General features: G+C 69.5%; 22 protein-coding genes. 13 read left to right on the top strand and 9 right to left on the bottom strand.

Annotated elements, in window-relative coordinates; all coding sequences use genetic code 11:
- Nucleotides 1-34 precede the first annotated feature (34 nt).
- The 3 genes from ACLBYD_RS06060 (at nucleotide 35) to ACLBYD_RS06050 (ending at nucleotide 1,338) form a co-directional block, all read left to right on the top strand.
- Nucleotides 35-412 carry a DUF1707 SHOCT-like domain-containing protein gene (locus ACLBYD_RS06060; protein ID WP_447815768.1) on the top strand — a complete coding sequence of 126 codons (378 nt, stop codon included), beginning with the start codon at nucleotides 35-37 and terminating at the stop codon, nucleotides 410-412.
- Between the two features lie 119 nt (nucleotides 413-531).
- Complete coding sequence (locus tag ACLBYD_RS06055) at nucleotides 532-972, top strand: DUF1707 SHOCT-like domain-containing protein (RefSeq protein WP_447815767.1); 441 nt, start codon at nucleotides 532-534, stop codon at nucleotides 970-972.
- Between the two features lie 3 nt (nucleotides 973-975).
- Complete coding sequence (locus ACLBYD_RS06050) at nucleotides 976-1,338, top strand: VanZ family protein (RefSeq protein WP_447815766.1); 363 nt, start codon at nucleotides 976-978, stop codon at nucleotides 1,336-1,338.
- Between the two features lie 18 nt (nucleotides 1,339-1,356).
- On the opposite strand, the gene ACLBYD_RS06045 is transcribed toward ACLBYD_RS06050, so the two are convergent.
- From ACLBYD_RS06045 to ACLBYD_RS06035, 3 genes are all read right to left on the bottom strand, one after another.
- Nucleotides 1,357-2,187 (bottom strand): tyrosine-protein phosphatase, encoded by an 831-nt coding sequence (locus tag ACLBYD_RS06045; RefSeq protein ID WP_447815765.1) that lies wholly within the window; start codon nucleotides 2,185-2,187, stop codon nucleotides 1,357-1,359.
- 48 nt (nucleotides 2,188-2,235) lie between these two features.
- Nucleotides 2,236-3,570, bottom strand: a complete 1,335-nt coding sequence (gene lat, locus ACLBYD_RS06040; RefSeq protein ID WP_447815764.1) for an L-lysine 6-transaminase — start codon at nucleotides 3,568-3,570, stop codon at nucleotides 2,236-2,238.
- A 67-nt stretch (nucleotides 3,571-3,637) separates the two neighbouring features.
- Nucleotides 3,638-4,102, bottom strand: coding sequence for an Lrp/AsnC family transcriptional regulator (locus ACLBYD_RS06035; protein WP_447815763.1), 465 nt, complete (start codon nucleotides 4,100-4,102; stop codon nucleotides 3,638-3,640).
- 36 nt (nucleotides 4,103-4,138) lie between these two features.
- Here ACLBYD_RS06035 and amaB point away from each other — a divergent pair, with 36 nt between their 5' ends.
- Nucleotides 4,139-5,644 (top strand): L-piperidine-6-carboxylate dehydrogenase, encoded by a 1,506-nt coding sequence (gene amaB / locus ACLBYD_RS06030; RefSeq protein ID WP_447815762.1) that lies wholly within the window; start codon nucleotides 4,139-4,141, stop codon nucleotides 5,642-5,644.
- A 24-nt stretch (nucleotides 5,645-5,668) separates the two neighbouring features.
- On the opposite strand, the gene ACLBYD_RS06025 is transcribed toward amaB, so the two are convergent.
- Nucleotides 5,669-5,926, bottom strand: coding sequence for a DUF7218 family protein (locus ACLBYD_RS06025; protein WP_059382299.1), 258 nt, complete (start codon nucleotides 5,924-5,926; stop codon nucleotides 5,669-5,671).
- 100 nt (nucleotides 5,927-6,026) lie between these two features.
- On the opposite strand from ACLBYD_RS06025, the gene ACLBYD_RS06020 reads away from it, so the two are divergent.
- The 5 genes from ACLBYD_RS06020 to ACLBYD_RS06000 are packed head-to-tail and all read left to right on the top strand — an operon-like array spanning nucleotide 6,027 to nucleotide 14,970.
- Nucleotides 6,027-7,574 carry an AMP-binding protein gene (locus tag ACLBYD_RS06020; RefSeq protein WP_447815761.1) on the top strand — a complete coding sequence of 516 codons (1,548 nt, stop codon included), beginning with the start codon at nucleotides 6,027-6,029 and terminating at the stop codon, nucleotides 7,572-7,574.
- The gene (locus ACLBYD_RS06015; RefSeq protein WP_447815760.1) at nucleotides 7,571-8,956 is read left to right on the top strand and encodes an FAD-binding oxidoreductase; all 1,386 of its coding nucleotides are present in this window, start codon (nucleotides 7,571-7,573) and stop codon (nucleotides 8,954-8,956) included. Before ACLBYD_RS06020 ends, ACLBYD_RS06015 begins: the two co-directional genes overlap by 4 nt.
- Before the next feature lie 37 nt (nucleotides 8,957-8,993).
- The gene (locus tag ACLBYD_RS06010; protein WP_447815759.1) at nucleotides 8,994-9,554 is read left to right on the top strand and encodes a hypothetical protein; all 561 of its coding nucleotides are present in this window, start codon (nucleotides 8,994-8,996) and stop codon (nucleotides 9,552-9,554) included.
- Nucleotides 9,555-9,605: 51 nt separating this feature from the next.
- Nucleotides 9,606-14,168 (top strand): ATP-dependent helicase, encoded by a 4,563-nt coding sequence (locus ACLBYD_RS06005; RefSeq protein WP_447815758.1) that lies wholly within the window; start codon nucleotides 9,606-9,608, stop codon nucleotides 14,166-14,168.
- A 1-nt stretch (nucleotide 14,169) separates the two neighbouring features.
- Nucleotides 14,170-14,970: a DNA-formamidopyrimidine glycosylase family protein gene (locus tag ACLBYD_RS06000; RefSeq protein ID WP_447815757.1), complete on the top strand. Its 801-nt coding sequence runs from the start codon at nucleotides 14,170-14,172 to the stop codon at nucleotides 14,968-14,970.
- On the opposite strand, the gene ACLBYD_RS05995 is transcribed toward ACLBYD_RS06000, so the two are convergent.
- Complete coding sequence (locus ACLBYD_RS05995) at nucleotides 14,940-15,608, bottom strand: TetR/AcrR family transcriptional regulator (RefSeq protein WP_447815756.1); 669 nt, start codon at nucleotides 15,606-15,608, stop codon at nucleotides 14,940-14,942. The two genes, ACLBYD_RS06000 and ACLBYD_RS05995, sit on opposite strands and share 31 nt — an antisense overlap.
- A 25-nt stretch (nucleotides 15,609-15,633) precedes the next feature.
- On the opposite strand from ACLBYD_RS05995, the gene ACLBYD_RS05990 reads away from it, so the two are divergent.
- Nucleotides 15,634-16,659 (top strand): oxygenase MpaB family protein, encoded by a 1,026-nt coding sequence (locus tag ACLBYD_RS05990; protein WP_447815755.1) that lies wholly within the window; start codon nucleotides 15,634-15,636, stop codon nucleotides 16,657-16,659.
- Between the two features lie 53 nt (nucleotides 16,660-16,712).
- On the top strand, nucleotides 16,713-17,234 hold the full coding sequence (locus ACLBYD_RS05985; RefSeq protein WP_060651294.1) for a hypothetical protein: 522 nt from the start codon (nucleotides 16,713-16,715) through the stop codon (nucleotides 17,232-17,234).
- Nucleotides 17,235-17,315: 81 nt separating this feature from the next.
- Here ACLBYD_RS05985 and glpD read toward each other — a convergent pair whose 3' ends face one another.
- The gene (gene glpD, locus ACLBYD_RS05980) at nucleotides 17,316-19,046 is read right to left on the bottom strand and encodes a glycerol-3-phosphate dehydrogenase (RefSeq protein ID WP_447815754.1); all 1,731 of its coding nucleotides are present in this window, start codon (nucleotides 19,044-19,046) and stop codon (nucleotides 17,316-17,318) included.
- 116 nt (nucleotides 19,047-19,162) lie between these two features.
- On the opposite strand from glpD, the gene glpK reads away from it, so the two are divergent.
- Complete coding sequence (gene glpK / locus ACLBYD_RS05975; protein ID WP_447815753.1) at nucleotides 19,163-20,677, top strand: glycerol kinase GlpK; 1,515 nt, start codon at nucleotides 19,163-19,165, stop codon at nucleotides 20,675-20,677.
- Nucleotides 20,678-20,716: 39 nt separating this feature from the next.
- Here glpK and ACLBYD_RS05970 read toward each other — a convergent pair whose 3' ends face one another.
- Nucleotides 20,717-22,114, bottom strand: a complete 1,398-nt coding sequence (locus ACLBYD_RS05970) for an NAD(P)H-quinone dehydrogenase (protein WP_447815752.1) — start codon at nucleotides 22,112-22,114, stop codon at nucleotides 20,717-20,719.
- A gap of 211 nt (nucleotides 22,115-22,325) precedes the next feature.
- Between ACLBYD_RS05970 and ACLBYD_RS05965 the strand changes: the two genes are divergently transcribed.
- Nucleotides 22,326-22,796: a gamma-glutamylcyclotransferase gene (locus ACLBYD_RS05965; protein WP_447815751.1), complete on the top strand. Its 471-nt coding sequence runs from the start codon at nucleotides 22,326-22,328 to the stop codon at nucleotides 22,794-22,796.
- Nucleotides 22,797-22,806: 10 nt separating this feature from the next.
- On the opposite strand, the gene ACLBYD_RS05960 is transcribed toward ACLBYD_RS05965, so the two are convergent.
- The gene (locus ACLBYD_RS05960; RefSeq protein ID WP_447815750.1) at nucleotides 22,807-23,964 is read right to left on the bottom strand and encodes a M20 family metallopeptidase; all 1,158 of its coding nucleotides are present in this window, start codon (nucleotides 23,962-23,964) and stop codon (nucleotides 22,807-22,809) included.
- On the bottom strand, nucleotides 23,961-25,121 hold the full coding sequence (locus ACLBYD_RS05955; RefSeq protein WP_447815749.1) for a M20 family metallopeptidase: 1,161 nt from the start codon (nucleotides 25,119-25,121) through the stop codon (nucleotides 23,961-23,963). The genes ACLBYD_RS05960 and ACLBYD_RS05955 overlap by 4 nt, the downstream gene beginning before the upstream one ends.
- Nucleotides 25,122-25,133 lie beyond the last annotated feature (12 nt).

The raw sequence follows: 25,133 nt of genomic DNA, 5'->3' as shown, positions 1-25,133 counted from the left end.
GTTCATCCGCGCGAAAAACCACTAGCCTGGAGTCATGGCCGACCGCCCCGACATTCGCATCGGCACCGCCGAGCGTGAAGAAGCCGTAGCGCTGCTCGGCGAGCACTTCGCCGCGGGCCGTCTCAGCCTCGCGGAGTTCGACGAGCGGGTCGCACTCGCCACGCAGGCGACGGTGCGCGGCGACCTGATCCCCCTGTTCGCCGACCTGCCCTCGGCGCCGGTCGCGATGGCCACCACCGGGCCACGCGATCTGGCGGAACAGCTGCTCACGCTGGTTCCGTTCATCCTGGTCGCGCTGCTCGTGATCGTCGTCTTCCGGCACCCGATTACGCTGCTCATCGCCTTCGGTGTGCTGTTCGTCGCGGGTCGCCGGGCCTACCGGCTCCTCGGCGAGGGCCGCGGGCCGTCCTGACCTCGCGGTACCCGGCCGCGTCCTCCTGCTGTTGCAGAGATCCTGTAGCGGATATCACAGCTCTTCGAGAGGTGCCCGTGGCTGTTGCCGGTCCGACGGCACAGGTTAGTGTGGCCGGCATGCCCGAACACCCCGACATCCGGATCGGCAACGCAGAACGCAGTGACGCTCTCGACCTGCTCGGCGAGCACTTCGCGCTCGGCCGGCTGACGCTGTCGGAGTTCGACGAACGCAGCGCGAAGGCGTCGGCCGCGACGACGCGGGGTGATCTCCAGGTGCTGTTCACCGACCTGCCCGCCCACGTCACCGAGCTGCCCACCACGACCCGCGACGACCTCCCGGTGATCGCCCCGAAGAAGGATCCCGAGCGCTGGCGCGAGGTCGTGATGGGGCTGACCCCGCTCGTCGCGCTCGTGTTGTTCTTCACGTTCGACACGTGGTTGTTCTTCCTGCTGATCCCCGCCGTGGGCATCGTCCTGTTCGCCGGTCGCGACCGGGACGGGCACAGCACCGACGACAGGGGCGCCGACAGTCGCCGGGACGAGAAGAAGAACGCCTGAACCGTGCCGTCCACGCTCCTCCGGCACCGTGCTCTGCCGCTGATCGTCGCGGTCGTCGTCATCACCGCGATGCTGCTCTCCCCCGGCGGCACGGTGCCGAGCGGCCCGCCGCACGCCGACAAGGTCACACACGCACTGATGTTCCTGGCCCTCGCGCTCTGCTCCCGCTACGCACGGATCTCCCCCGTCGTCACGGTGGTGTGGCTGGGCCTCTACGGCGTGCTGACGGAGATCCTCCAGGCCACCGTCGCTGTCCGGCGTTCCGGCTCGTTCTGGGACTGGTGCGCCGATCTCGTCGGCGTTGCGATCGGCCTCGCCGTCGCGGCCGTCGTCGGCTCACGTTCTCGCGCGCGGTCGAGGCCGTGAGCCGGACCCCGGGTCAGGTCAGGCGGTCACGTTCGGGTCGACGAGCCGGGTCCGCAGGGCCTGCAGGGTGTCGTCGTCGAGACCGAGTCCGGCAGCGAAGTACTGCTCGATGGTTCCGTAGCGCGACAGAGCCTCGTCTATCGCCACCTCGAGGTACTCGCAGCGCACACCGAGCAGGGGTGTGATCAGTTCCGGATCGCCGCCGAGCGATGCGAACCGGGCGAAGAAGTCGTCGAAATGCGGGAGCAGTTCGTCGTTCGTGCGCAGGTAGTCGGCGAACACGGCGTCCTGGTCGGCGCCGGCGAACATGAGCAGCGAGGCCGCCGCCCAGCCGGTGCGGTCCTTGCCGGCACTGCAGTGCACGAGCGCCGGGATCTCGCCGTGCGCGACGGTGCTCGCCAGGGTCCGGTACGACGCCACGGCACTCGGCAGCGTGACGAACTCGCGGTAGCTCTGCCGCAGGTACTCGACGGCACGACCGTCCCCGAGCGTCTGGGCCACCAGCTCCGGGTTGGACACGAGTTCCGGCAGCGCAGCCGCGATCGATCCACTCTGCCGGTCGGCGAGGACGTCGAGCCCGAGGTGCCGGGCACCGTCGGGGACGCGATCGGGACGGCGCTGCTGTTCCTCGAGCGTGCGCAGGTCGAAGACCGTCGCGATGCTCAGGGCGTCGAGGGTCTCGACGTCGGTGTCGGTCAGACGGCTGAGGTCCGTCGAGCGGAAGACCACTCCGGTACGGACCACGCCGCCGAACGAACTCCGGCAACCGCCGATGTCCCTCAGGTTGACCAGCGACGGAATCGCGAAGGATTCGCCGCCGGTTACGGTCTCGTCCAGTGCATCGGCCATGTCCGACAAGCTACCGCCGTCCGGCCGCGAACAGGTGGACCCACCCCCTCATTCGTACTGCGAGGTCACCCTGTCGAGCGCGTCGACGGCCTCGTCGAGCTCGTGGGTGGTGACGACGAGCGGCGGCCGGAAGCGGATGCCGCGCGTACCCGTCCCGATCACGAGGACGTGTTCGTCGCGGTACAGCCGTCGCAGCACCTCGTCGCGGATCTCCGGAGTCGGGAGGTCGACCGCGCACATCAGTCCGCGTCCGCGCGGCTCGGTGACGCCCGGTCGTCGCGCGGCGAGCTGCTGCAACCCCGACAGCAGGTGCGCCCCACTCAACCGGGCACGGTCGATCAGCCGGTCGTGCTCGACGACCTCGAGGATGCGGCGGGCCCGCACCATGTCGGTGAGGTTGCCGCCCCACGTCGAGTTGATCCGCGAGCTCACGGCGAACACGTTGTCGGGCACCTCGTCGATGCGTTCGCCGGCCATGATCCCGCACACCTGCGTCTTCTTGCCGAAGGCGACGATGTCGGGGGTGACGCCGAGCTGCTGGTAGGCCCACGCGGTGCCGGTCGTGCCGGCGCCGGTCTGCACCTCGTCGAAGATCAGCAGGGCGTCGTTCTCGCGGCACAACTGCGCGATCGCCCGGAAGAACTCGGGACGGAAGTGGTGGTCGCCGCCTTCGCCCTGGATCGGTTCGGCGATGAAGCACGCGATGTCGTGGGGACGTTCGGCGAAGGCTCGGCGGGCCTGCTCGAGGGCCTTCTCCTCGGCCACGGCGACGTCGCGTCCGTCGGCGAGATAGGGCGCGTCGATCCGCGGCCAGTCGAACTTGGGGAACCGGTCGGTCTTGACCGGATCGGTGTTGGTCAGCGACAGCGTGTATCCGGTGCGGCCGTGGAAGGCCTCGGTCAGGTGCAGCACCGATCCGCCCAGGTGGGCGGGCAGACCGCGGGATTCGTTGAGACGGCTCTTCCAGTCGAACGCGACCTTGAGCGCGTTCTCCACGGCGAGCCCGCCGCCGTCGACGAAGAACAGGTGCGGGAGCGCCGGGTCGCCGAGGACGCGCACGAAGGTCTCGACGAAACGCGCCATGGGCACGGTGTAGATGTCGGAGTTGCTGGGCTTGTTCGCCGCGACGGCGGCGAGTTCGTGCGCTGCCTCCGGATCGGTCAGCGCAGGATGATTCATTCCGAGCGTGGACGACGCGAAGAACCCGAACATGTCGAGCCACATGGTTCCGTCCCGGGCGTCGACGAGGCGTACTCCACGGGAACGGTCGAGATCGAGGACGAGGTCGAAACCGTCGGCGAGCATGTGCCGGCCGAGGATGCTGTGTACCCGGTCGGGGGCGAGGTTCTCGGCACCGTCCGGGTTTCGGAATGCAGTGCTCATGACCCCACCGTACGCGAGAATCAACGGGACAAACCCGGTATCACAGCAACACTTACGGCGCAGGGGCCTATCGTTCGTAAAATGTTTGCATAACGACGGTACTGCGGGTGGCGACGTTCGCGGTCGCCCGGATCTCCTGCAGCAACCGCTCGAGAGCGCGAGGAGACTCGACACGCACGAGGAGGATGTAGCTTTCGTCGCCCGCCACCGAGTGACACGATTCGATCGCGGAGATGTGCCGGAGGCGGGCCGGTGCGTCGTCGGGTTGCGACGGGTCGAGAGGGGTGATCGCCACGAACGCCGACAACATCAGCCCGAGCGCTTCGGGATCGACGCGCGCACTGTATCCGCGGATCACGTTGCGCGCCTCGAGTCGGCGCACCCGCGACTGCACGGCCGAGACGGACAATCCTGCCTTCTCGGCGAGCGCCGCGAGCGTCGCGCGACCGTCGGCGACCAGTTCGCGCAGCAGCATCCGATCGATGTCGTCCAGCGACTCCTTCGACGAGTCGTTTCTCGAGGATTCGGGCACCAGCGCAGGGTATCCGAGCAGTAAAGGAGCTCACCGATGAATGCGACCACCGATCTCGCCGATCGCGCGGCGACCGCTCTGAGGCAGTGCGGTGTCGGCGCCCTGCCCGACGACGGGGCGCTCGCGGTGACCAGCCCGATCGACGGCATCGTGATCGGGCACCTCCCGGTCCACTCGGCCGCCGAGGTCGACGCGACGATCACGGCGGCGGCACAGGCCTTCGAACAATGGCGTGACGTCCCCGCTCCGGTGCGCGGCCGCGTGGTGCGGCGGCTCGGCGAACTTCTCGTCGAACACAAGTCGCATCTCGCCGAACTCGTCACCCTCGAGGCCGGGAAGATCCCGTCGGAGGCCGCGGGCGAGGTGCAGGAGATGATCGACGTCTGCGAGTTCGCCGTCGGTGTGTCGCGGCAGCTGTATGGGCGGACGATGCCGTCCGAGCGTCCCGGGCACCGGCTCATGGAGATCTGGCATCCGCTCGGTGTGGTGGGCGTGATCTCCGCATTCAACTTCCCCGTGGCGGTGTGGTCGTGGAACACCGCGATCGCGCTGGTGTGCGGCGATCCGGTGGTGTGGAAGCCGTCGGAGACCACCCCGCTCACCGCGCTCGCCTGCGACGCGCTGCTGCGCCGCGCCGCCACTGAGGTGGGCGCCCCCGAAGGGCTCCACCATCTTCTCCTCGGCGACCACACGGTGGGTGAAGCGCTCGTCGACGACCCCCGTATCGCGCTGGTGAGTGCGACCGGCTCCAGCCGGATGGGGCGGATCGTCGGGCCGCGCGTCGCGGCCCGGTTCGGCCGGAGCCTGCTCGAACTCGGCGGCAACAACGCGGCGATCGTCGCTCCGTCCGCCGATCAGGATCTCGCCGTCCGGGGCGTCGTGTTCGCGGCCGCCGGAACGGCGGGCCAGCGCTGCACCACCTTGCGCCGCCTGATCGTGCACCGGTCGATCGCCGACGAGTTCGTCGAGCGCATCGCGAAGGCGTACTCGCGTCTGCGGGTGGGGAATCCGCTGGACGAGGGTGTCCTCGTGGGTCCGCTCATCTCCGAACGGTCCTACGAGGCGATGACCGCGGCGCTCGACCGCGCGCAGACCGACGGGGGCACGCTCGTCGTCGGCGGCGACCGAGTGGAGGTCGCCGGTGGTGGCGTGTACGTCTCCCCCGCGCTGGTCCGGATGCCGGCGCAGACCGAGGTGGTGTGCGAGGAGACCTTCGCCCCGATCCTGTACGTCCTCGACTACGACGACCTCGACGAGGCGATCGCCTTGCACAACGGTGTACCACAGGGCCTGTCGTCGGCGATATTCACGCTCGACCAGCGCGAGGCGGAACTGTTCCTCGCCCGATCGGACTGCGGCATCGCCAACGTCAACATCGGCACCTCGGGTGCCGAGATCGGTGGCGCGTTCGGTGGGGAGAAGCACACCGGTGGCGGGCGCGAATCCGGATCGGATGCGTGGAAGGCATACATGCGGCGGGCGACGAACACCGTCAACTACTCGACGGAGCTGCCGCTCGCCCAGGGGGTCGAGTTCGGCTGATCCCGAACTCGGGGGTCCGGGCGGCTAATGGTTGCGCAGTGCGTCGATGAGTTCGTCCTTCTTCATGTCGGAGTAACCGGTCATGCCCAGTTCCTTCGCACGCTTCTTCAGGTCGTCGACCGTCCAGTCGTCGTAGGAGCCGGACTTGCCGCCCTTCTTCCCGACCTGCGACTTGCCCTCGTTCGCAGCCGCGTTGGAGATCCGGGCCGCCTTCTCCTTCGAGGCGCCGTCCTCGCGGAGCTCCTCGTACATCTTCTCGTTCTTGATCGACGGATTCGGCATCGTCTTCTCCTTCCGTGGTCCCTCCGCACGGGTACCCGACGACACTGCGCCCAATCAGAGGATATGTGGTCTGCACCACATCCTGTGGTAGACCTTGGGCATGTATCCAGGGAACTTCGTCGCCACTACGCCCGACAAACCCGCGATCATCCGCCCCGCCACCGGGGAGTCGCTGACCTATCGCGAACTCGACGAACGCTCGATCCGGCTGGCGAAGTACCTGAAGTCCCTCGGCCTCGAGCGCGGCGATCACATCGCCCTGATCTCGAACAACGACCTGCGGGTCATGGAGGTCTACTGGGCAGCGCTGCGCTCGGGCCTCTACATCACCGTCGTCAACTGGCACCTGACCCCGGCCGAGGCCGCCTACATCGTCGACGACTGCGGCGCGAAGGCTCTCATCGTGTCGGCGCAGGCCGTCGGTGCGGTCGACCTGTCCCCCGGCGCGTATCCCGGCGTCACCCACCGGTTGGCGTTCGGCGAGTCGCTGGAGGGCTTCGAGGAGTACGACGCCGCGCTCGCCGGTTTCGACGCGACACCGCTCGACGACCAGCCCCGGGGCCAGGACATGCTGTACTCGTCGGGCACCACGGGCCGGCCCAAGGGCATCAAGCCGAAGCTTCCGGACGGGCAGGTCCAGGACATCCCCGACCCGTACACCGCGGTCTTCGCCCCGATGTACGGATTCGACGACAGCACCGTCTACCTGTGCCCCGCACCGCTGTACCACGCTGCGCCGCTGCGTTTCTGCGGCACGATCCAGTCGGTCGGCGGCACCGTGATCCTCATGGACCGCTTCGATCCCGAGGAGGCGCTCGCGCTCATCGACCGCTACTCGGTCACGGCGAGCCAGTGGGTGCCGACGATGTTCGTCCGGATGCTCAAGCTCCCCGAGGAGATCCGCGCGAAGTACGACGTGTCGAGCATGAAGGTCGCGATCCACGCCGCGGCGCCGTGCCCTCCCGAGATCAAGCGGGCGATGATCGAGTGGTGGGGGCCGGTGATCAACGAGTACTACGCCTCCACCGAGGGCGCCGGCGCGACGTTCATCGACTCCTCAAAGGCCCTCGCGCATCCCGGCTCGGTGGGCCGCGACGGTGCCCTGGGCACCGTCCACATCTGCGACGACCAGGGGCAGGAACTGCCCACCGGCTCGATCGGCACGGTGTGGTGGGAACGCGACGAGCGTCCGTTCGAGTACCACAACGACCCGGTGAAGACCGAGGAGGCGACGCATCCCGAGCATCCGACGTGGACGACCAGCGGTGACATCGGCTATCTGGACGAGGAACGCTATCTCTACCTCACCGACCGGGCCGCGTTCACGATCATCTCGGGTGGCGTCAACATCTACCCGCAGGAATCCGAGAACGTCCTCACGCTGCATCCGAAGGTGTTCGACGTCGCGGTGATCGGCGTGCCGAACGAGGAGATGGGCGAGGAGGTCAAGGCCGTCGTCCAGCTCGTCGACGGAGTCGAACCGAGCCCCGAGCTCGAGCAGGAACTGCTCGCCTACGTCCGCGACCGCGTGTCGCACTTCAAGGCGCCGCGCAGCATCGATTTCTCCGACGACCTCCCGCGCACCCCCACGGGCAAGCTCGTCAAACACAAGCTGCGCGCGCGTTACGTGGAGCCGGTGCGCGGATGAGCCGCCCGAACACCGACACGCCCCCGGTGCTCGACGAACTTGCCGGACAACTGCCCGCCGGCGCGCTGGTCACCGATCCCGACATCCTCGCCGGCTACCGGCAGGACCGTGCGCAGGACCCCGATGCCGCGGTTCCGCTCGCGCTCGTGCGCGCGACGTCCACCGCGGACGTGCAGGCGACACTGCGGTGGGCGAACGCCCACAGGGTGCCGGTGGTGCCCCGCGGTGCCGGCACGAGCCTGTCCGGCGGATCCGGCGGGCTCGCCGACGGGATCGTGCTCAGCACCGAGAAGATGCGGGCGATCACCGTCGACACCGCGACCCGCACCGCCGTCGTCCAGCCCGGTCTGCTCAACGTCGAGGTGAAGCAGGCCGCGGCCGAACACGGACTCTGGTATCCACCGGATCCGTCGTCGTTCGAGATCTGCACGATCGGCGGCAACGCGGCCACCAACGCCGGTGGGCTGTGCTGCGTGAAGTACGGGGTGACGACCGACTACGTGCTCGGACTCGAGGTGGTCCTCGCCGACGGTACCGCGGTGCGGCTCGGTGGTCCGCGGGTCAAGGACGTCGCGGGCCTGTCGCTGACGAAGCTGTTCGTCGGCAGCGAGGGCACTCTCGGGGTCATCACCGAGGTGACCCTGCGCCTCGTCCCACCGCCGCCACCGGCCTCCACGATGGTCGCGACCTTCGCCACCGTGCAGGCCGCCGCCGACGCGGTCGTCGCGATCACCGCGGTCCTGCGACCGGCGATGCTCGAATTCATGGACAGGGCGTCGATCGGGGCGGTGGAGGACATGCTGCGCATGGGACTCGACCGCACCACCGAGGCCATGCTCATCGCACGCTCCGACGCCCCCGGCAGCGCGGCCGCGGAGGAGATCGAGATCATGGTGCGGGCCTGCCGCGAGGCCGGCGCCGACGACGTCTTCGCGACCGACGACCCCGAGGAGGGTGAGGCGTTCACCGTCGCCCGCCGCATGGCGATCCCGGCCGTCGAGCGCACCGGCAGCCTGTTGCTCGAGGACGTCGGGGTGCCGATCCCCGCACTGCCGGAACTGGTGAGCGGAATCGCCGATCTCGCAACCGAACACGACGTCACCGTCGCCGTGATCGCCCACGCCGGGGACGGCAACACCCACCCACTGATCGTCTACGACCCCGCCGACGAGGACATGACGGCGCGGGCGCAGACGGTCTTCGGGAAGATCATGGATCTCGCGATCGAACTCGGCGGCACCATCACCGGTGAACACGGTGTCGGCCGGCTCAAGAAGGCCTGGCTACCCGATCAGGTGGGACCGGACGTGATGGCGTTGACCGAGCGGATCAAAGCCGCGCTCGACCCGAACGCGATCCTGAATCCCGGCGTGGTGATCTGATGACCCGCACCACATCGGCGGCGGTCATAATCGTCGCGTGAACACCCGTGTGCCCCCGTCGACGGCCGCCCTGCCGCTGCGCGAGACCAAGTACCGCGAGCTCGAACAGTATCCCGAGTTCGGCTCCGTCACGGCCTGGCTCCGCGACGTCGTGTCGTCGATCGTGCCCAACGCCCGCATGAGCGAATGCGAGTACTGGTCCGTCGTGTGTCTTCCCGCCGGCGAGCCGGACGACCCGCGGAAGCCGCTGGTGTCGGTGCACGCCGGCAACATGGCGGTCGCCGGGGTGTTCCTCGACCTCTCCGACGGGCAGCGGAGCCTCGCCGGCTACGTCCGTGTGTCGGGGGCCGAGCTGGAGAAGGCGTCGGGTTCGACCCGCGAGCAGCTCGCGGCGGACTCCCCCGGCCTCTCCTTCATCGACGAGGGCTCCGTGGTGTCCGTGGTGTGGAGCGACGAACCCGCCGCGCGGGAGCAGTTCGAGGCGCTGCCGTGGCGGGCCCCGGCGCGGGCGCTCGTGACGGAACTGATGCGCGGCGGCCGCAACTCCTGGGCCGACGATCACTGCCGGCAGATCGCCCGGTTCGCGTACGACGACTGAGCGGGTTCACGTGCGGCGACTGAGTGTGTCGGTCGGCGGGTAGACGATGGGATGGTGACCGACATCCTCGATCGTTTCTCCGCGCCGACCCGGGCGTGGTTCGCCGGGGCGTTCGAGTCCCCGACCCCGGCCCAGCTCGGCGCGTGGGATTCGATCTCCACGGGAGCCCACACGCTCGTCGTCGCCCCCACCGGCTCGGGCAAGACCCTGTCGGCGTTCCTGTGGTCGCTCGACCGGCTCTCGTCCACCCCGGCCGACGAGCACGCCGCGCGCGAGCACCGCACCCGCGTGCTGTACGTCTCGCCGCTCAAGGCCCTCGCGGTCGACGTCGAGCGCAATCTGCGGTCTCCGCTCGTCGGCATCACGCAGACCGCGAAACGGCTCGGTCTGACGCCACCCGACATCACCGTCGGTGTGCGTTCCGGCGACACCTCCCAGGCCGATCGTCGCGCCATGGCGCGCACGCCACCGGACATCCTCATCACGACGCCCGAGTCGCTCTTCCTCATGCTCACCTCGTCCGCGCGGGAGAACCTCGTCGGTGTCGAGACGGTGATCGTCGACGAGGTCCACGCGGTGGCGGGGACGAAACGCGGGGCGCATCTCGCGCTGTCGCTCGAGCGTCTCGACCAGCTCCTGCGCGCGCCGGCCCAACGCATCGGGTTGTCGGCCACCGTGCGACCGCACGAGGAGGTCGGCCGGTTCCTCGCCGGTTCCGCCCCCATCCGGATCGTCGCGCCGCCCTCGGCGAAGACGTGGGATCTCGCGGTGCGCGTACCGGTCGAGGACATGACCGAACTCGGGGTTTCCGAGCCCGACGAGGAATCGTTCTCCCCCACACCGCAGGCCGGGTCGATCTGGCCGCACGTCGAGGAGCAGATCGTCGATCTCATCACCGAGCACCGGTCGACGATCGTGTTCGCCAATTCCCGGCGACTGTCCGAACGTCTCACCGCCCGGCTCAACGAGATCCACGCCGAACGCCTCGGCGAGCAGGTGGACCGCGAGGGCGCACCGCCTTCGCAGCTCGGATCGCCCACCGAGACCACCGCCGGCGCTGCACCCGTGCTCGCCCGCGCCCACCACGGGTCGGTGAGCAAGGACCAGCGCGCTCTGATCGAGGACGATCTCAAGTCGGGCCGGTTGCGGTGCGTGGTGGCGACGTCGAGTCTCGAACTCGGCATCGACATGGGTGCAGTCGATCTCGTGATCCAGGTCGAGGCTCCGCCCTCGGTGGCCAGCGGTCTGCAACGCGTCGGCCGCGCCGGGCACCAGGTGGGCGAGACCTCGCGCGGCGTGCTGTTACCCAAGCACCGCACCGATCTCGTGCACTGCGCGGTGACCGTCGAGCGGATGGTCGAGGGACACATCGAGGCGCTGCAGGTCCCGGCGAATCCACTGGACGTGCTCGCCCAGCAGACGGTCGCGGCCACGGCCCTCGAACCCGTCGACGTCGACGACTGGTTCGACACGGTGCGGCGCAGCGGATCGTTCGCGACGCTCTCCCGCGGCGTCTACGAATCCGTCCTCGACCTGCTCGCCGGCCGCTATCCGTCCGACGAGTTCGCCGAGCTCCGTCCCCGGGTGGTGTGGGACCGCACGGCCGGCACCCTCATCGGCAGGCCCGGCGCCCAACGGCTCGCCGTCACCTCCGGCGGCACGATCCCCGACCGCGGCCTGTTCACCGTGTACATGGTCGGCGAGAAGAACACGCGGGTGGGCGAACTCGACGAGGAGATGGTCTACGAGTCGCGAGTGGGTGACGTCTTCGCGCTCGGTGCCACCAGCTGGCGGATCGAGGAGATCACCTTCGACCGGGTGCTGGTCTCCCCCGCCTACGGCCGGCCCGGCCGGTTGCCCTTCTGGCACGGCGACAGTCAGGGTCGACCCGCCGAACTCGGTGCCGCGCTCGGCGCATTCCTGCGCGAGATGGGCCACGCCTCACCGGAGGACGCCGAGACCCGCTGCCGCAAAGGTGGTCTCGACGACTACGCCACCGGAAACCTCATCCGTCTGCTCGACGAGCAACGCACCGCCACCGGTCACCTGCCCACCGACCGAACACTCGTCGTCGAACGGTTCCGCGACGAACTCGGCGACTGGCGGCTGGTGCTGCACTCGCCGTTCGGGTTGCGAGTGCACGCGCCGTGGGCGCTTGCGGTGGGCGCGCGGCTGCTCGAACGCTACGGCATCGAATCGCACCCCACCCCGTCCGACGACGGCATCATCGTCCGACTGCCCGACACCGACGACGCCCCGCCCGGCTCGGAGATCTTCGTCTTCGACACCGAGGAGATCGACGACATCGTCACCGAACAGGTCGGCGGCTCCGCGTTGTTCGCGTCCCGCTTCCGGGAGTGCGCGGCGCGGGCCCTGCTCCTGCCCCGCCGCAACCCGGGCAAGCGCGCCCCGCTGTGGCAGCAGCGCCAACGATCGGCGCAACTGCTCGACGTCGCTCGCCGCTATCCCGACTTCCCGATCCTGCTCGAGACGGTGCGCGAGTGCCTGCAGGACGTCTACGACCTGCCTGCTCTGCGCGACCTGCTCGGCAGCATCGCCCAGCGCAAGATCCGGCTGGTGGAGGTCGAGACCCCCACGGCCTCACCGTTCGCGACGTCGCTGCTGTTCTCCTATGTGGGTGAGTTCCTGTACGAGGGCGACAGCCCGCTCGCCGAACGTCGGGCCGCGGCACTGTCGCTCGACTCGACGCTGCTCGCCGAACTTCTCGGCCGGGTCGAGCTGCGCGAACTGCTCGACGCCGACGTCATCACCGAGGCCGAGCACGAACTGCAACGCCTGACCCCGCAGCGACGCGCACGCGACGCCGAGGGCGTCGCCGATCTGCTGCGTCTGCTCGGTCCGCTCACCGATGCCGAGCTGCGCGAGCGCACCACCGACGACCCGACGTCCTGGATCGAGGATCTCGAAGCGCAACGCCGCGCGTTGCGTGTCTCGTACGCGGGTGAGCACCGATGGGCGGCGATCGAGGACGCCTCACGTCTGCGCGACGCGCTGGGCGTGCCCCTGCCGATCGGGGTCCCGACGGTGTTCGTCGAACCGGTCCCCGACCCGCTCGGCGATCTGATCGCCCGGCACGCCCGCACCCACGGCCCGTTCACCACCGCGCAGGCCGCCGCCCGGTTCGGACTGGGCACGGCGGTCGTCGAATCCGTCCTCGGCCGGCTCGCGTCCGAGAAGCGCGTCACGGCAGGCGAATTCCGTCCGGGTGCGAGCGGATCGGAATGGTGCGACACGGAGGTGCTCCGAAGGCTGCGGCGCCGGTCGCTCGCCGCCGCCCGGCAGGACGTCGAACCCGTCAGCACCACGACCCTCGGACGATTCCTGCCCGACTGGCACCACCTCGGCACCGGCCCGGGCACGAGTGCGCTCTACGGCATCGACGGTGTCCTCACCGTCGTCGAACAACTCGCCGGGGTACCGGTGCCCGCGAGCGCCCTCGAACCGCTGATCCTCGCTCCCCGCGTGCGCGACTACACCCCGACGATGCTCGACGAACTCACCACGACCGGTGAGGTCCTGTGGTCGGGTGCCGGGTCCATCTCGGGGAAGGACGGCTGGGTGGCACTGCATCCGGCCGATCTGGCCCCGGTGAGCCTCGCTCCGGTCGACGACATCGAGCTGGGGCCGGTGCACCGGGCGATCCTCGAGTCGCTCTCGGGCGGCGGCGCGTACTTCTTCCGGCAACTCGTCGACGCCGTCACCGCCCTCCACACCACGGCGAGCGACACGACGGTCGCCGACGCCCTGTGGGAGCTGGTGTGGAGCGGGCATATCGCGGGCGACACCCTCGCCCCGCTGCGCGCCCTGATCGGCGACACCTCCCGTGCCAAGCCCGCCCACCGCACCCCGCGCCGGGCGCCGCGCGCCCGGATGTACCGGGCCCGGCCCACGCTGCCGAGCCGCACCGGGCCCCCGACCGTCAGCGGGCGCTGGTCGATGCTGCCCGAACGCGAGACCGACGCGACGGTCCGCGCACACACCACCGCCGAACTGCTGCTCGAGCGGTACGGCGTGGTCACCCGCGGTGTCGTCGTCGGCGAGGGTGTGCCCGGCGGTTTCGCGACGATGTACAAGGTGCTCAGCCGGTTCGAGGAGACGGGCCGGTGCCGCCGCGGCTATTTCGTCGATTCGCTGGGCGGAGCGCAGTTCTCGACACCGTCGGTCGTCGACCGTCTGCGGTCGTTCTCGGATTCGATCGAGGGCCGGCACTCGGAGACCGCGGCCGTCACCCTCGCGGCGTGCGATCCCGCCAACCCGTACGGTGCGGCACTGCCGTGGCCGAAGTCGTCGGCCGACGACGACGCGCCGAGGCACCGGCCGGGCCGCAAGGCCGGTGGACTCGTGGTGCTCGTCGACGGGGCGCTCGTGCTGTTCGTCGAACGCGGCGGACGCACGCTGCTCACCTTCGACGACGATCCGGGCCGGTTGCGCAGCGCATGCGCGTCGCTCGCTGCGACCGTCAAACGCGGTGGTGTCGACAAGATCGTCGTCGAGAAGGTCGACGGTGAGACGATCCATGGGCACGAGTTCGCCGGATATCTTGCCGAAGCGGGATTCTCGGCGACCCCGCGCGGCTACCGGCTGAGGTTCTGACGTGCCCGAGGGAGACACCGTGTTCCGCGCCGCGCACCGCCTCCGAACGGCACTGGAGGGAAAGGTGCTCACCGAGACGGACTTCCGCGTTCCGCGTTTCGCCACCGCCGATTTCACCGGGTGCACGGTCGACGAAGTGGTCTCGCGGGGCAAGCACCTACTCGTCCGCGTCGCCGACGTCTCGATCCACTCGCACCTGAAGATGGAAGGCGAATGGCACGTCTACCCGCGCGGAACACGGTGGCGCAAGCCCGGATACAAGGCGCGCATCGTGCTCGGCACCGAGGACGTGCAGGCGGTGGGTTTCGAACTCGGCATCGTCGAGGTGCTCGCCCGTGACCGGGAGGACGACGCCGTGGGCCATCTCGGGCCGGATCTGCTCGGTCCCGATTGGGATCCCGAGCGTGCGGCGGCGAATCTCGTGCGCGACCCGGACCGTCCGATCGGGGTGGCCCTGCTCGATCAGCGCATCATGGCCGGCGTCGGGAACGTGTACCGCTCCGAACTGTGCTTCCTGCGGGGCGTCGATCCGTGGACCCCGGTCGCGCAGGCCGGGGATCCCGCTGCGTGGGTCGACCTCGCGCATCGGTTGCTGGTCGCGAACCGCGACCGGACGACCCGTATCACCACCGGCGACCGCCGTCCGGGCCGCAATCTGTGGGTCTACGGGCGTCGCGGGAAGCCGTGCAGACGCTGCCATACCCCGATCCGGTTCGGCGAGATCGGCACCGCGACCGATCCCGAGCGGGTGGTCTACCGGTGCCCGCGATGTCAGCCGCGCCCGGAAGGATCCCCGGCCTGATCGCCCTGCAGGCACGCCGCCCTGCCGGCGTCCTCGACGAGCGCGACGCAGTGCCGGACGAGGGTGTCTCGCGACACGGCGAGGTCGCCTTCGAGGTACCCCATGAACAGGCTGGTGAGGGCGCCGACGACACCCACGGCCACCATGTGGCGCTGTCCCTCGTCGCCGCCCGGCGGTAGTTGGTCGCGGACCAGCGCGACGAAGGCCGGCGCGAGTTCGATACCGCGCCGACTGATTGTGGGTTCGCGCAGCGGGGCGAGGAGGAGCACGCGTCCCTTCGCGGGGTCGTCGACCATGAGCTCGACGAACGCCCGCACCGCGGCCTCGGCCCGGCCGAGGGTGGGCGCGGACAGTACCGCCTCGGTCAGCGCGTCGCGGGCGCGGTCGGCGACGTGGGCGTAGACCTCGCGGACGAAGGTGTCGCGGTCGGTGAAGCTCTCGTAGAAGTACCGTTCGGTGAGTTCGGCGGCCCGGCACACGGCCCTGACGTTCGCCGCCGCGCCGTCGGGCGCTCCGAGCAGGTCGACGCCCACCGCGAGGAGGCGTTCCCTGCGCAGCCGACGGCGTTCGTCGATGCCGACGCCCGCCCAGCTGCGGCGCGTGGTGTCCACCTTGTCGCTTCCCGTCGTTGACTGCATGCCCGCCGAATCCTACTCTGACAACATGCGTAGTCAGGGTTCCGTCGGGCCGGACACCGCCGAGTCGTCGCACCACGCGGCACCACGCCCTGCGCGGCCGGAACCACCGGAACCCCTGGGCCCCGATTCGTTGACCTGGCGATACTTCGGCGGCTGGCGCGGCATGCTCTTCGGGCCGTGGGCGGGGTCCATGCAGAACATGCATCCCGGACTCGGCGCCGGGGTCGAGGAGCACTCGAAGTTCTTCGACGAACGGTGGGAACGGCTCTACCGATCGCTGTACCCGATCTACGGCGTCGTCTTCGACGGTCCCCGCGCTCCGGAGACCGCAGCGAAGGTGCGCGGCTACCACAACACCATCAAGGGGATCGACAAGAAGGGCCGCAGGTACCACGCACTCGACCCCGACACCTTCTACTGGGCGCACGCGACCTTCTTCTACAGCCTCGTCGTCTCCATCGAGTGGTTCGACGGCCCGCTCACCCTCGAACAGAAGCACCGCCTGTTCGACGAGCACGTGCAGTGGTACCGGCTGTACGGCATGCCGATGCACTCGGTCCCCGCATCCTGGGAGGACTTCCTCGAGTACTGGGACCGCGTGTGCCGCACCGTGCTCGAGGACAACAAGGCCACTCGCGACGTGCTCGACCTGTCGAATCTCGACCGTCCGCCCTTCCTGCGGTGGTTCCCCGAAGAGGTGTGGAAGTTGATCCGCCCACCGGTGACGGCCGGTTTCCTGTGGCTCACCGTCGGGTTGTACGACCCGCCGGTGCGCGAGCTGCTCGGCTACCGATGGAGCCGGCCGGAGGCGGCACTGCACGCTCTCGTCGGTCGCGCCATCGGACTCGGCACGAAACTCGTGCCGTGGCGGTACCGCTACCACCCGCGGGCGCGGGCCGGCTGGGACCGCGCGTTCGGGCGGATCCCGGCCGATACCGGCCTGCTCGAGACACCGGGGCGCAACCTGCCGCCCCTCGACCGCCGCGACACGCCGATGCACTACAGCCCGAAGGTGACGGATCGCCACCGTCCCACTTCTGTTTCACCCTGACGCACCCTTCCGGTAGCGGCGTCGACGAGGGCGTTCTGTGTCACGCTAGCGAGGTGTCCACGCCCTCGTACCTGTCGTCCGGACGGCGCCGCCCTCTGTCCCCGGAGTCGGCGGCCTCCCGCATCAGCGCCTACGTCTACGGCAACATCCTGGTGCTGGCCGCGCTCGTCCCCATCACGACCTCGCCCGAGTACATCGGGATCGCGATCGTGGTCGGCACCGCACTCTCGACGTTCATCGCCCATGTCTTCGCGGAGTCGGTCGCTCAGTCCGTTCGTTCGGGTGAACAACTCACGCGCAGCGAACGCATCGAGGAACTCCGCGACTCCGTTCCCATCCTGTCGTCGGCGGTATTGCCCTGTCTCGTGCTCGCCACGGCCTGGATCGGCTGGCTCGAGCCCCGGACGGCGCACATCCTCGCCGAGGTCGCCGTGCTGATCCGTATCGGCTCGACCGTATTCGTCGTGCGCCGGTTACAGAATCGCAGACCGAACCACCGGACCGTGGTGGCCGCGGTGGGGGTGGCTCTGATCGCGACGGTCGTGGTCGTCGTGAAGGTCGTGCTCACGCACTGACCGCCGAGAAGGCGGTGCTCACGTACCGACCGCCGAGAAGGCGGTGCTCACGCACCGAGACCCGTCACGAACCGCCCGCGGCTACGTGATGGGCACCGGTTCGAGGATCTCCGGCCGGGCCTCCGGGGCCGCTGCCCTGAGCGCGTCCGCGGATTCGTCGTCGGGTCGGTTCTGCGACTCGATCTCCGCCTCGACGCGCGCCCGGTAGGTCGCGACCTCCCGGTCGATCGTCGCGTCGTCCCAGCCGAGGACCGGAGCGACCAGCCGGGCCGTCTGCTCCGCACAGTGCAGGCCCCGGTGCGGGTACTCGATCGAGATGCGGGTCCGGCGCGCCAGCAGGTCCTCGAGATGCAGAGCGCCCTCGGCGGCCGCACCGTAGACCACCTCGACCTGCAGGTACTGCGGGGCATCGGTCAGCGGTTCGAGCAGTTCGGGCCGGCCCCTCGCGAGGCTCAGCACGTCCTCGACGAGGGAGCCGTAGCGGTCGAGCAGATGCTTGACGCGGTAGGGATGCAGACCGTACTGCTCGGCGAGATGCATGGTCTGGTTGACCAGCGCGAAGTACCCGTCGGCCCCGACGAGGGGCACCTTCTCGGTGATCGACGACGCGATCCGGGCCGGGATGTCCTCGGCCGCGAGATCGACGGCGTCCTCGGCCATGACGCGGTAGGTCGTGTACTTGCCGCCGGCGATGGCCACGAGCCCGGGTGCCACCCGCGCGACGGCGTGTTCACGCGAGAGCTTGGACGTCTCGTCGCTCTCCCCCGCCAGCAGCGGGCGCAGACCAGCGTAGACACCGTCGATGTCGTCGTGGGTGAGCGGGACGACGAGTACGCGGTTGACGTGGTCGAGGATGTAGTCGATGTCGGCCTTCGTCGCCGCCGGGTGCGCCAGGTCGAGATTCCAGTCGGTGTCGGTGGTGCCGATGATCCAGTGGTTGCCCCACGGGATGACGAACAGCACCGACTTCTCGGTGCGCAGGATGATCGCCGAGTCGCTGACGATCCGGTCGCGGGGCACGACGATGTGCACGCCCTTCGACGCGCGGACCCGGAATCGGCCGCGCTGCCGCGACAACGACTGGATCTCGTCGGTCCACACACCGGTCGCGTTGATCACCGCGTGCGCTCGCACCTCGGTGACCGAACCGTCCTCGCTGTCGCGCACCCGCACACCCGACACGCGGTCGGCCTCGCGCAGGAAACCGACGACCTGCGTCGACGTACGCACCACCGCACCGTAGTGCGCGGCCGTCCGCGCGACGGTCATGGTGTGCCGGGCGTCGTCGACGACCGTGTCGTAGTAGCGGATTCCGCCGACGAGCGAATTGCGCTTGAGACCGGGAACCATCCGCAGGGCACCCGACCGGGTCAGGTGCTTCTGCGCCGGAACGGACTTCGCGCCGCCGAGACGGTCGTAGAGGAAGATCCCCGCCGCGACGTAGGGCCGCTCCCACACCCGATGGGTGAGCGGGAAGAGGAACTTCAGCGGCCTGACCAGGTGCGGGGCCAGGGTCGTCAACGCGAGTTCGCGCTCGCGCAAGGCTTCCCGCACCAGACCGAATTCGAGCTGTTCGAGATAGCGCAGGCCGCCGTGGAACATCTTCGACGACCGGCTCGACGTACCGGACGCGAAGTCGCGGGCCTCGACGAGCGCAACCCGCAGGCCCCGGGTCGCGGCGTCGAGCGCTGCTCCCGCCCCGACGACACCGCCGCCGATGACGACGACGTCGAACTGTTCGGTGGCGAGACGACGCCAGGCGTCGGCGCGCTGTTGCGGTCCGAGGAGTTGCACACCCGATTGGTTGGTCACCGCACCCGCTCCCGTGAGTCGCCGACGTATCCCGATCAAGGCTAGTAGCTTCGGACCCGCAGCGCGCAGCGGAAGCGTTGCCGAACCGAGCCGTCCCCTTCACCCGAGGACCACCTGTGAACCAGTTCATCGCGGCGATCGACCAGGGCACCACGTCCAGCCGGTGCATCATCTTCGATCACGACGGGCGCATCGTCTCGCTCGCGCAGAAGGAACACCGTCAGTTCTTCCCGCGGTCGGGATGGGTCGAACACGACCCGGAAGAGCTGTGGCTCAACACCCGTGAGGTGGGCGCCGCGGCACTCGCCAAGGCGGATCTGCGACGCAACGACGTCGCGGCGATCGGCCTGACGAACCAGCGCGAGACCACGGTGGTGTGGGACCGCACCACCGGAAAACCGGTGTACAACGCGATCGTCTGGCAGGACACCCGCACCGACAGGCTCGTCGAGGAGCTTGCCGGCGACGCCGGGCCCGACCGCTACCGCGAGATCACCGGACTACCGCTGTCGACCTATTTCGCCGGACCGAAGGCGCGGTGGATCCTCGACAACGTCGACGGTGCCCGAGAGCGCGCCGAGGCCGGCGACCTCGCGTTCGGCACCATCGACAGCTGGATCCTGTGGAATCTCACCGGTGGTGTCGGCGAGGAGGGTCAGCCACCCGGACTGCACATCACCGATGTGACCAACGCCTCCCGGACGCTGCTGATGAATCTCGGGACGCAGCAGTGGGATCCGGCGATCTGTGCCGAACTCGGCATCCCGGAGTCGATGCTGCCGGAGATCCGCAGTTCGTCGGAGGTGTACGGGCACGCCCGCGAGCGCGGACCGCTCGCCGGGGTCCCGATCGCCGGCATCCTCGGCGACCAGCAGGCCGCGACCTTCGGCCAGGGCTGCCTGTCCCCCGGCGAGGCGAAGAACACCTACGGCACCGGCAACTTCCTGCTGCTCAACACCGGCACGACCCCGGTGCGCAGCGAGCACGGCCTGATCACCACCGTCTGTTATCGCATCGGTGACGCCCCCGCGGTCTACGCCCTCGAAGGTTCGGTGGCCGTGACCGGTTCGCTCGTGCAGTGGCTGCGCGACAATCTCGGGCTGATCCGGTCCGCCGACGAGATCGAAACGCTCGCCGCGAGCGTCCCCGACAACGGCGGGGCGTATTTCGTGCCGGCCTTCTCGGGATTGTTCGCGCCGCGCTGGCGACCCGACGCCCGCGGCGTCATCGCCGGCCTGACGCGCTTCGTCGAGAAGGGCCACCTCGCGCGGGCGGCGCTCGAGGCGACGGCCTACCAGACGCGGGAGGTCATCGAGGCGATGAACGCCGACTCCGGGGTCGACCTGCGCACCCTCAAGGTCGACGGCGGCATGGTCGCCAACGATCTGCTCATGCAGTTCCAGTCCGACATCCTCGGTGTGCCGGTCGTACGACCCACCGTTTCCGAGACCACCGCACTCGGCGCCGCCTACGCCGCCGGTCTCGCCGTCGGCTTCTGGGAGGACGAGGAGGACATCCGCCGCAACTGGACCGCGGACCGCACGTGGGAGCCGGCGATGCCGGTCGACGAACGCGAGCGCCTGTTCGGCGAATGGAACAAGGCGGTCGAACGCACCTACGACTGGGCCTGAGCAGGGCGGGATCGCTGCGGATCCCGCCCCGTCCGGTGCCTAGTCCAGATCGTCGTGGCGCATCAGCTGGCGGGCGGCCTCGGTGACCGATCCGCTCAGCGACGGGTAGACCGAGAAGGTCTGCGCGAGGTCGTTGACCGACAGGTTGTTCTGCACCGCCAACGCGATGGGAAGGATGAGCTCGGACGCGGTCGGGGCGACGACCACACCGCCGATGACCACACCGGTCGCGGGGCGGCAGAAGATCTTCACGAAACCGCGCCGCAGGCCGGACATCTTGGCGCGCGGGTTGGTGTTGAGCGGGAGCATGACTGTGCGGGCGGGCACCTCGCCCTTGTCGATCGTCGCCTGACTGACACCGACGGCGGCGATCTCGGGACGCGTGAACACTGCGGCCGCAACGGTTTTCAGCTTGATGGGGCTCACGCCTTCGCCGAGCGCGTGGTAGATCGCGATGCGGCCCTGCATGGCCGCGACCGACGCGAGGGGCAGCAGTCCGGTGCAGTCGCCCGCGGCGTAGATGCCGGGGACGGCGGTGCGGGAGACGCGGTCGACGGGAAGGTAACCGCCCCGGTCGAGTTCGAGCCCGACCTTGTCGAGACCGAGATCCCGGGTGTTGGGCACCGAGCCGACGGTCATCAGCACGTGGCTGCCCTCGACGATGCGGCCGTCGGCGAGGAGCACGCGGACGCCGTCCTCCGTGCGTTCGACCCGGTCGGCGCGGGCGTGCTTGACGAGGGTCACACCGCGCTCGGTGAGAACGTCCTCGAGCACGAGAGCCGCGTCCTCGTCCTCGTGCGGCAGGATCCGGTCGCGGCTCGACACGACGGTGACCTGCACGCCGACCTCGGTGTAGGCGGAGACGAACTCGGCGCCGGTGACACCCGAACCGACGACGACGAGGTGCTCGGGCAGCTTCTCGAGGTCGTAGAGCTGACGCCAGGTGAGGATCCTCTCACCGTCCGGCTCCGCGCCCGGCAGGATACGCGGGCTCGCGCCGGTGGCGATCAGCACGACGTCGGCGTCGAGCACCTTCTCCTCGCCGGTCAGCAGCTTGGCGCGCACCTGGTGGGCGGCCATGCCGGGCTGCGCGTCGACGAGTTCGCCGTAACCGGAGAACAGCTTCACCCCGGCGGCCTCGAGCTTGGTGCGGATGTCGGAGGACTGCGCGCGGGCGAGGCTCTTCACACGGCCGTGCACCTGCGGCAACGACACCTCGGCACGTTCGAGTTCGATGCCCAGGTCGGCGGCGCGGCGCATGTCGGTGCGCACGCCGGTCGAGGCGATGAAGGTCTTGGAGGGGACGCAGTCGAAGAGCACGCAGGCGCCACCGATCCCGTCCGAATCGATCAGTGACACCGTCGCGCCGTACTGGGATGCCACCAGCGCCGCCTCGTATCCTGCGGGGCCGCCGCCGATGATGACGATCCGGGTCATTGTTCTCCTCTGTATCGATTCCGAAGGGTGCCGGGTCGGGCTGCACGTGAGCGCCTGGTGGGCACACACGTGGTCTCAACGCTATGCCAATGCCCCCACCTCGCGCACAGGGACCGGTGGACCCGGCACGCAACGGCCCCCCGACACTCCTCGTCCGTCCCTGCGCCGCCCCTCCGACGACTCCGGTGGACGACGGGTTAGCCTTATCCTCGTGCCGATCTACGCCGCCTACGGGTCCAACATGCATCCGGAGCAGATGCTGACGCGCTGCCCGCATTCGCCGATGGCGGGAACCGGGTGGTTGCACGGTTGGCGACTGACCTTCGCCGGCGCCGACATCGGCTGGGAGGGCGCCCTCGCGACGGTCGTCGAGGATTCGGACGCGAAGGTGTTCGTCGTGCTCTACGACGTGCCGGAGGACGACGAGCGCAGCCTCGACCGCTGGGAGGGAGCCGAACTCGGTTTCCACCGCAAGATCCGCGTGCGCGTCGACACGGCCGACGGTCCGGTCCTCGCGTGGCTGTACGTCGTCGACGGATACGAGGGCGGCCTGCCGTCGGCACGCTATCTGGGCGTGATGGCCGACGCGGCCGAGATCGCCGGAGCACCCGCCGACTACGTGCGGGATCTGCGGACCCGCAACAGCCGCAACGTCGGACCGGGACGACCCGACAGTTACTAGTCGGGCGCTCTCATCGAGCGCCGAGCGCCAGATTCGTCATCACCCGTACGCCCACGGCGAGCGCCCGCTCGTCGAGATCGAAGGTGGGCTGGTGGATGTCGAGTTCGGGCCCGACCCCCGGCCACACCCCGAGCCGCCCCATGGCGCCGGGGACGTGTTCGAGATACCACGAGAAGTCTTCTCCCCCACCGGATTGTGGGGTGTCCGCGAGGGCGTCGGGGCCGGTCGCGCGGATCGCGTCCTCGAACATGCGCGCCGACACCTCGTCGTTGACCACCGGCGGCACGCCGCGGCGGTAGTTCAGTTCGTAGCTGACACCGGTGGGCGCGAGCAGACCGTGCACGATCTCGCGGACCATCGGTTCGAGCAGCTCCCAGGTGTCGTGGTCGCCGGTGCGGACGGTGCCCGCGAGCATGCCGGTGCGCGGGATCGCGTTCGGTGCCTTGCCGGCGCTGACCGCACCCCACACCATCACGGTGCCGGTGCGCGGATCGATGCGACGGCTGAGCATGCCGGGAAGACCCGTGATGACGGCACCGAGGCCGTAGACGAGATCGCCGGTCAGGTGCGGCCGGGAGGTGTGCCCACCGGGTGAGTCGAGGACGAGTTCGACGGTGTCGGCCGCCGAGGTGATCGCCCCGACCCGCATACCGACCTTGCCCGCCTCGAGACGCGGGTCGCAGTGCAAGGCGAAGATCCGCGCGACCCCGTCGAGTCCGCCCGCCGCGACGACGTCGAGCGCCCCGCCCGGCATGACCTCCTCCGCGGGCTGGAAGACCAGCCGGACACCGATCGGCAATTCGGGCAGCGAGGCCAGCGCCAGACCTGCACCGAGCACGACGGTGGTGTGGGCGTCGTGCCCACACGCGTGCGAGACACCGGGGACGGTGGATTCGAACGGCAGGCCGGTGGCCTCCTGCATCGGCAGGGCGTCCATGTCGGCACGCAGAGCGATGCGCGGTCCGCCGGTCGGACCGAGATCGCAGATCAGGCCGGTGCCGCGAGGCAGGACCTTCGGCTCCAGTCCGGCCGCGCGCAGGTGCTTCGCGACGAACTCGGTGGTGGCGTACTCCTGCCGGGCGAGCTCGGGATTCGCATGGATGTGACGGCGCCAGAGCGAGAGGTCCTCGGTGTGGCGGTCCAACCACTTCTCGACGTAGGGGTTCATCGGCGGCCGGCCTGTTCGAGGAGCCGTGCCCGGTGGACCGGATCGGTCGCCGCGCGTACGGCGGTCGCTGCGAGCGCACGCGCTCCGTCGAGTACTGCCCGATCGGCGGACTCGGTGACACACGCGGCCGCGAATGCAGCCTGATGTGTCACCGCGCCACCGGAGTCGAGTCCGATGACCGGATGGATTCCCGGCACCACGTTCGTCACGTTTCCCATGTCGGTACTGCCCAGGGGGCGCGCTCCTTCCTCCTCGACGGGCAGCGGTCGGCGCCCGAGATCGATGATCTCCTCACGATATGCCTGCACCAGCCACGGATCGGGAGTGAGTTCGGTATAGGTCGGCGAGACCGTCCGGATCCGGTGGTTGCATCCGGTGGCCAGCGCCCCGGCGGCGAAGCAGTTGCGTGCGCGTTCGACGAGGTCGTCGAGGAGTTCGCTCGTCCCGGCCCGCAGGTAGTACAGCAGTTCGGTGTGGCTGGGCACGATGTTCGGTGCCGTCCCGCCCTGCGCGACGATGCCGTGGATCTGTTGCCCGGGATGCAGGTGCTGCCGCAGCAGTCCGACCGCGACCTGGGCGACGGTCGCCGCATCGGCGGCGTTGAGCCCGTACTCGGGGGCCGCCGAGGCGTGCGCCTCGCGGCCGTCGTACTCGACGGCGATGTCGGCGAGGGCGAGCGAGGTCGCCCCGGTGATGTCGAACGGGCCGGGGTGCACCATCATCGCCGCACCGACGCCGTCGAAGACGCCGCGTTCGAGCATGAGGACCTTGCCGCCGCCGGTTTCCTCCGCGGGGGTTCCGATGACGCGGACGGTCACGCCGAGTTCGTCGGCGAGCGCGGCGAGGCCGATCCCGGCACCCACGGCCGACGCCCCGATGATGTTGTGGCCGCACGCGTGCCCGATGCCGGGCAGCGCGTCGTACTCGGCGCAGAACGCGAAGACGAGTTCGCCGCTGCCGAACCGCGCGTCGAAGGCGGTGGGCAGGTCGGCGATGCCGGTGGTGACCTCGAAATCGTGGGCGCGCAGCACCTCGACGATCTTCGCGGCGCTCCGGTGTTCCTCGAATGCGAGTTCCGGTTCGGCGTGGATGGAATGCGACAGACCGACGAGGGTGTCGGAAGCAGCCTCGATCGCCGTGGCGTAGTCGGTCGTCACGGGGTCCAGTCT

Source organism: Rhodococcus sp. C26F, from assembly GCF_053345925.1.
This window is presented reverse-complemented; position numbering and strand designations above follow the sequence as displayed.

Coding starts and splice junctions, on each gene's coding strand:
- ACLBYD_RS06060 (WP_447815768.1), top strand. CDS start 35: ATGGCCGACCGCCCCGACATTCGCATCGGCACCGCCGAGCGTGAAGAA.
- lat (WP_447815764.1), bottom strand. CDS start 3,570: ATGAGCACTGCATTCCGAAACCCGGACGGTGCCGAGAACCTCGCCCCC.
- ACLBYD_RS05990 (WP_447815755.1), top strand. CDS start 15,634: ATGCGTAGTCAGGGTTCCGTCGGGCCGGACACCGCCGAGTCGTCGCAC.
- ACLBYD_RS05995 (WP_447815756.1), bottom strand. CDS start 15,608: ATGCAGTCAACGACGGGAAGCGACAAGGTGGACACCACGCGCCGCAGC.
- ACLBYD_RS05970 (WP_447815752.1), bottom strand. CDS start 22,114: ATGACCCGGATCGTCATCATCGGCGGCGGCCCCGCAGGATACGAGGCG.
- ACLBYD_RS06005 (WP_447815758.1), top strand. CDS start 9,606: ATGGTGACCGACATCCTCGATCGTTTCTCCGCGCCGACCCGGGCGTGG.
- ACLBYD_RS06045 (WP_447815765.1), bottom strand. CDS start 2,187: ATGGCCGATGCACTGGACGAGACCGTAACCGGCGGCGAATCCTTCGCG.
- ACLBYD_RS06015 (WP_447815760.1), top strand. CDS start 7,571: ATGAGCCGCCCGAACACCGACACGCCCCCGGTGCTCGACGAACTTGCC.
- ACLBYD_RS06020 (WP_447815761.1), top strand. CDS start 6,027: ATGTATCCAGGGAACTTCGTCGCCACTACGCCCGACAAACCCGCGATC.
- amaB (WP_447815762.1), top strand. CDS start 4,139: ATGAATGCGACCACCGATCTCGCCGATCGCGCGGCGACCGCTCTGAGG.
- ACLBYD_RS06025 (WP_059382299.1), bottom strand. CDS start 5,926: ATGCCGAATCCGTCGATCAAGAACGAGAAGATGTACGAGGAGCTCCGC.
- ACLBYD_RS05960 (WP_447815750.1), bottom strand. CDS start 23,964: ATGAACCCCTACGTCGAGAAGTGGTTGGACCGCCACACCGAGGACCTC.
- ACLBYD_RS06055 (WP_447815767.1), top strand. CDS start 532: ATGCCCGAACACCCCGACATCCGGATCGGCAACGCAGAACGCAGTGAC.